Origin of the sequence: uncultured Acetatifactor sp. (assembly GCF_948601915.1) — a bacterium.
Lineage (GTDB): Bacteria > Bacillota > Clostridia > Lachnospirales > Lachnospiraceae > Acetatifactor.
Map to the genome: position 1 here is coordinate 1 of NZ_CAPDXS010000223.1, position 5,577 is coordinate 5,577.

Annotated in this window: 2 protein-coding genes; both read left to right on the top strand. The window is 56.6% G+C overall.

Features of this window, described 5'->3' with window-relative positions:
• The first annotated feature begins 202 nt into the window (after positions 1 to 202).
• Positions 203 to 2,884 (top strand): glycoside hydrolase family 2 TIM barrel-domain containing protein, encoded by a 2,682-nt coding sequence (locus Q2B33_RS23065; protein WP_300572519.1) that lies wholly within the window; start codon positions 203 to 205, stop codon positions 2,882 to 2,884.
• 92 nt (positions 2,885 to 2,976) lie between these two features.
• The gene (locus Q2B33_RS23070; protein ID WP_300572516.1) at positions 2,977 to 4,026 is read left to right on the top strand and encodes a family 43 glycosylhydrolase; all 1,050 of its coding nucleotides are present in this window, start codon (positions 2,977 to 2,979) and stop codon (positions 4,024 to 4,026) included.
• Positions 4,027 to 5,577 lie beyond the last annotated feature (1,551 nt).

Below are 5,577 nucleotides of genomic sequence, written 5' to 3' on the forward strand. Positions count from 1 at the left end.
CTGGAGTTCAGACGTGTGCTCTTCCGATCTCCCATGCTGGCCAGCGCGGATACTTCCATTGCCGATTATGTATGGCTGCCCCTGGAATTTGACGGCGAGAGGGTGTCCATCACATGGAAGGAGAGCTGGAGGCTGGAGGATTATGAGTAGGCTGATTTGCCTGTAGAGGCGCAGCAACCTGAAGGACAAGGAGAGGAACGCCATGAAAAAAATCGATTTCAACCATGACTGGATTTTTACACAGGAGGGGACGCGGCGCCGGGAGACTGTGACCCTTCCCCATGACGCCATGATCAATACGGACCGGAACCCCGGGATGCGCAATTACTTCCTGTTGGCGGGATTCGAAGGAGGAAAATACATTTACACGAAAACCTTCCATGCGCCGGAGGAATACCGCCATAAGACCCTGATCCTGGAATTCGAGGCGGTCTACTGCATGAGCAGGGTCTATATCAATGGGGAGCCGGTCTGTGAGAAGCCTTATGGATTCACCCCCTTTTGGGTTTCCCTGAACCCGTATCTGAGATTCGGCGGGGACAATGAGATCCGCGTGGAGGCCAATGTGCCGAAGGAGGGGCATGGCCGCTGGTATACGGGCGGAGGGATCTACCGCCCGGTGCATCTCTGCATAGGGGAGGAAAACCATATTGTGCTTTCCGGGGTGAAGGTGACCACCCTGGGAATCCATCCGGCCAGGATTCAGGTGGACGTGGAGATACAGGGGGCCGGTTTGGTATCCGTGGATATCAGGAAGGACGGGAAAACAGTGGCTTCCGGCAGCCGGGAGGTGAAACCGGAAGAAGGGGAAGCGGCCGACAGCGGCAGGGAAACGGAAGACAGCGGCAGAGCAGTGGAAAGCATCAAAAGGGAAGCGGGCGCAGGGAACGCAAGCGTAAGCCTGCAGCTGGAGGTTCCGGATGCGAAGCTCTGGAGCGCGGAGACCCCGGAGCTTTACCAGGCAGCGGTCACCCTGGCCCGGGGAGAGAAGGTATATGACGAAGTGACGGAAAGCTTCGGCATCCGCACCATTGAGGTGAATCCGGAAAAAGGGCTTTTGATCAACGGCGTTCCCACATTCCTGCGGGGAGGCTGCATCCATAACGACAACGGTGTCATAGGAGTCATCAATAATGATGCCACGGAACTGCACCGGGCCAGAATCCTGAAGAAATCCGGGTTCAACGCCCTCCGTTCCGCCCACCATCCCATGTCCAGGAGCCTGATGAAGGCCTGCGATGAGGTGGGGCTGTATGTCATGGACGAGGCCTTTGACTACTGGTACCGCCCCAAGGGAGGGAATCCCCACTGCGGCCTGTTCCTGGATACCTTCCGGGAAGACACAAGAGCCATGGTGCAGGATGCCTACAACCATCCCTGCGTGGTGATTTACTCCATCGGAAACGAGATTCCGGAGGCGGGCGGCGTGAAGGGAGTCCGGGTGGGAAAGGAGATCGTGGACATTATCCGCAGCATCGATGCCACAAGGCCCACCACCCTCTGCCCCAGCGTCCACTGGCTGCGGGAATATCTGGACGGCGTTCCGTACCTGACAAGGGACGAGGACGAATGGATGGCGGAGAGCCCTGAGAATAAGGAGAAGGACTGGAAGCATTACAGGAGGATTTTCCTGGGCGCGGCGGCCAACATTCCGGAAGACGAGAAAAATCTGCCCTATCCCCCCACTTTTGTCCGGATGGACGAGGAGGCGACGAAAAATCTCTACCCTTATCTGGACATTGCGGGATACAATTATTATGAGGACAAATACGACACCCTCCATGAGCTTCATCCGGAGCGGGTCCTGCTGGGCACGGAGACCAGAGGGGAGAGAATCGTGGACACCATGCGCTATGCCAGGGAGCATCCCTTTTTGATCGGGGATTTCATCTGGACCCTGCAGGAGCATCTGGGGGAGGTCAATTGCTGTAATATTTCCTATGGGGAAAATTCCCCTGGGAAAGATTCTCATGAGATAGATTCCTCTGGGAAAGATTCCTCTGGGAAAGATTCTCCTGGGAAAGATTCCCATGGGAAAGATTCCCCTGGGAAAGATTCCCCTGGGAAAGATTCCCCTGGGAAAGATTCCCATGGGAAGGGGATGGAGGAAAAGGAAAAAGGGCACTTCTCCGGCAGAGCTTATCCCTGGCTGATCAATTACGGCGGCACCATCGACCTCATAGGCACCATACTGCCCTCTATCCATAAATATGAATTCGCCTGGGATGAGAAGAAGAAGGGGCTGTACCTGGCCGCCCAGCCCCCCGTCCATGAGGGGCTTGCGCCGGAGGTGAATGGATACCGCTGGACGGATGCGGTGGACGGCTGGACCTATGAGGGGTATGAGGGAAAGCCCACATGGGTGGACGCCTACACGGACGCGGCGGAGGTGGAAATCTTTATCAACGGCACAAGCGCGGGCAGGAGCCCGGTGAAGGACTATTATGCAAAGGTTCCCTGCTTCTATCAGCCAGGGGAATTGCTGGGCGTGGGATATGACGGAAACGGAAAAGAGCTTTACCGGAAGTCTGTGAGGACCGCGGGACAGGAGACCGAAATCTGCGCCGTACCGGATAAAACAATACTCCAGGCCGGAGAGGAAGATTTTTGCTTTATTGATATTTCCGTCACGGATTCCCAGGGAAGGCTAAAGCTTCTGCCGGAGCGGAAGGTGGAAATCAGGATAGAAGGCGCCGGCTCCATACAGGGCTTCGGAAGCGCCAACCACTTAAACGAGGAGAAATTCAACCAACCCTGTCACACCACCTACCTGGGCAGGCTGCAGGCAGTGATCCGCAGCGGGAAGAAGCCCGGGGAGATTAAAGTGACTTTTTCCGGCGAGGGCATGGAGGACGCGGTGGTGCGGCTGCGGGCAGAAGCGTAAAAAGGCGCGGCAAAAGTGTTCGGTTGTGAACATAATTCTGATGTAGGAGGAAAGGCCAGGATACCAGGACAAAAAGCTGGCCGAGAGAAGAGATGTATCATTCTATTTTACCGGGCAAAACATGGCTCGACACAGATGGCAAGAGGATTCAGGCCCACGGGGGCTCCGTGCTGTACCGCGACGGGATCTATTACTGGTATGGGGAAAACAAGGAGAAAACCACAGGGAAAAACGGAATCTGGCATTGGGGAGTAAGGTGCTACGCCTCCAGAGATTTGTACAACTGGGAGGATAAGGGGCTCATCATTCCTCCGGAGCCGGAAAATCCGGCTTCCTCCCTGCATCCCGCTTCCATGATGGACCGCCCCCATATTATCTATAATAAAGATACGAAGAAATACGTATGCTGGCTCAAAATCATGAACCGGGACGGCTCCCAGACGGAGACAGTCCTGACGGCGGACCACATACTGGGGCCCTATACGAAGGTTCGGGAGGGCTTAAAGCCCCTGAACATGAGCGCCGGGGATTTCGACCTGGCGGTGGCGCCGGACGGGAAGGCCTATTATTATTTCGAGAGGGTGCACAGCGAGACCATATGCGCGGATCTGACGGCGGATTATACGGATGTGACAGGGTATTACAGTACCCATTTTCCCCATATTTCACCGCCCTATGTAAGGGAAGCCACCGCACATTTCATGCGCAGGGGCAAGCATTATCTGGTGACATCCGGGACCACGGGGTACCTTCCCAATCCCTCCGAGGTGGCAATGGCGGACACCTGGCACGGCCCTTATGCCGTCCTGGGGAATCCCCATCCGGGAGATGAAAGCCGTACCTCCTTCCACTCCCAGATTTCTTCCGTATTTCAGGTGGAGGGGAAGAAGGATTTGTACATCGCTGTGGCGGACCGCTGGGTGCCGGACCATATGGAACTGCGTTACGAGGAATACGCGGCGGAATTTGAGCGCATATTTGACCCGGATTATGGCGGGGAGATAAAATTTGACGAAAAATTCGGCATGGACGGGGAGAGGGATACCTCCATCGCCGATTATGTATGGCTGCCCTTCCGGTTCGAGGGCGACAGGCCATATCTGGACTGGACGGACGAGTGGCGCATAGAAGATTTTGACTGAATGCGCCGCAGGAAACAAATAAGAGATAGAGGAGAATATAAAAATGGAAAAATACAGAGATCCATCGCTGTCGCCCAAAGAACGGGCGCAGGACCTGCTGGGCAGGATGAGCCTGGAGGAAAAGATGGGACAGGTCAACTGCCTGTTCCCTTACGGCGACAACTGGGATGCGGTGGAAAAGGATATGGAACACGGCATCGGCCAGGTGAGCACGCTGGATGTGCGGGTGATAAAGAGCCTTGAGGAGGCGGCCGCCTGGCAGCGCAGGATACAGGAAAAGGTGATGGAGAAAAGCGAGCATGGGATTCCCGCCGTCTTCCACATGGAAGGGCTCTGCGGCCCCTTCATTCAGGATTCCATGAGCTTTCCGTCAGGGATTGCCAGAGGCTCTTCCTGGGATCCTGAGCTGGAGGAAAAGGTGGGGGAGATCGTGGGGCGGCAGGAGCTTTCCTGCGGCATCACCCAGGTGCTGGCTCCGGTGCTGGATATTTCAAGAGATTCCAGAATGGGACGGCAGGGGGAGGCCTATGGGGAGGATCCCGCGCTGGCCGCGGCTATGGGAACCGCCTATGTAAAGGGCATCCAGAACCAGACCGTCGCCGGAAGAAGAGCGGAATCCGTGGCAAAGCATTTTCTGGGATTTCATGGTTCCCAGGGAGGAATCCATGGGGCCAACTGCGACATACCGGACCGCCTGCTGGAGGAGGTATACGCAAAGCCCTTTCAGGCGGCTGTCAGCGGCGCGGGGCTTAAGGGGGTCATGCCCTGCTACTGCGTCATAAACGGAGAGCCGGTCTCGGCCTCGGAAAAAATTCTGACGGAGCTTCTCCGGGAAAAAATGGGGTTCGAGGGCGTATGCGTATCCGACTATGGAGCGGTGGGGAATGTCCACAATACCCAGAAGGTATGCGAAACCGTTACGGAAGCAGGGCTGTTGTGCATGAGGGCGGGCATGGATGTGGAGGCCCAGAACTGCACGGGCTTCAACCAGGAGCTGGGGGAGTGGTTCCGCACTGGAAAAGCGGATATGGCAATCCTGGACAGGGCGGTGCTGCGCATCCTGGAGGCCAAATTCCGCATGGGCCTCTTTGAGCATCCCTTTGCCCTGGCGGGGGAAGAATTGCGGGAGAAATTTACCGGCAGGGACGATGGGCGGGTTTCCCTACAGTCCGCGCTGGAATCCATGGTGCTGTTAAAGAACAACGGCGTGCTGCCTCTGAAGCCGGGCATCAGGAAAATCGCGGTCATCGGCTGCCATGCCGCCAATGCCAGAAGCCTGTTCGGCGGATATACCCATTTAAGCATGGCGGAGGCCGTCCATGCTGTCGCCAACTCCATCGCGGGCCTGGAATCAGGCAGCGTCCAGGGCAAGGAGCTGGTGACGGTGCCCGGGACCCAGATTCAGAGCGATGAGACGGAAGAGTTTGACGAGATCCTGCGCCATCAGAAACCGGGCTGCCCCAGCATTCTGGAGAAGCTCCGGGAGAAGCTTGGGGGTGTGGAGATCGGAAGAGCACACGTCTGAACTCCAGTCACCAGATCTGATCTCGT

What these genes read in the sequence shown, in the direction of transcription:
- Q2B33_RS23070 (WP_300572516.1), top strand. Translation starts at nt 2,977, where the DNA reads ATGTATCATTCTATTTTACCGGGCAAAACATGGCTCGACACAGATGGC.
- Q2B33_RS23065 (WP_300572519.1), top strand. Translation starts at nt 203, where the DNA reads ATGAAAAAAATCGATTTCAACCATGACTGGATTTTTACACAGGAGGGG.